The organism is Mesorhizobium delmotii, from assembly GCF_900149755.1.
In the GTDB taxonomy this organism is placed as follows: domain Bacteria; phylum Pseudomonadota; class Alphaproteobacteria; order Rhizobiales; family Rhizobiaceae; genus Mesorhizobium; species Mesorhizobium delmotii.
Map to the genome: position 1 here is coordinate 1 of NZ_FUIG01000079.1, position 917 is coordinate 917.

The window sequence follows — 917 nt, forward strand, 5'->3', positions numbered from 1 at the left end:
CTGTGCTGCCCTGGGTCTACGCCATAGCGCGTTTCAAGCTGATCGACGCCTTTCGGCGGCGCGGGCGGCGCATCGAGATCGAGATCGACGAGATCGCCGAGACCTTCGCCGAACCGGAGGCCGAAACGGTCAGCGAGCGCGACATCAATCGGGCGTTGGACGGCCTGCCGCCGTCGCAGCGTTCCGTGGTTTCGTCGGTGTCGGTCGAAGGCCGTTCCATTGGTGAAACGGCAGCGAAGTTCGGCATCAGCGAGACGGCGGTGCGCGTGTCGCTGCATCGTGGGCTCGCAGCCATTGCCAAACGGTTCGGGGCCAAACAATTCGGGCGGGAATGACATGAGGACCGACGATCTCATCAAGGCGCTCGACGCCGATGCCCGCAGCACGGCGATGCCGCTTGGCTCGGCCTGGTGGATAGGCGCCGGTGCGGCTACGGTGATCGCGGCGGTCGTGTTCTGGCTGGCGATCGGCCCACGCACCGACATCGCCACCGCCATGCATACGATGCGCTTCCTTGCCAAGTTCGTCTTCACGATGGCTCTGGCCGTCAGCGCCTTCGCCTTGATCCGCGCCCTGTCGACACCCGGTGCATCGACGGGCAGGGCGGCGGTCTGTATGATTGCCGCACCGCTGCTGGTGGCCGTGGCGGTGGTGCTGGAGCTCCTTTCCGTGCCTGCAGCCGACTGGGGCAGGCGGCTGGTCGGCAGCAACATGGTTGTCTGCCTGACGTTCATTCCGCTGATCGGCATCGGTCCGCTTGCCATCTTCCTGGCGGTGCTGCGCTATGGCGCGCCGACGCGGCCGGTGCTTGCCGGAACGGTGGCGGGCCTGCTCGCCGGTGGGCTGGCGGCAACTTTCTATGCCGCACATTGCTTCGACGACTCGCCGCTTTTCGTCGCCACCTGGTACACGATCGC

The 917-nt window shown here is 66.3% G+C and carries 2 protein-coding genes; both read left to right on the plus strand.

The annotated features are described in order from the left end of the window. A partial coding sequence (locus tag BQ8482_RS33925) for a sigma-70 family RNA polymerase sigma factor (protein WP_123151538.1) occupies positions 1 to 335 on the plus strand: 335 nt, incomplete at its 5' end. A gap of 1 nt (position 336) precedes the next feature. Further along, positions 337 to 917 (plus strand): NrsF family protein (locus BQ8482_RS33930; protein WP_123151539.1); only part of this gene is annotated, 581 nt, incomplete at its 3' end.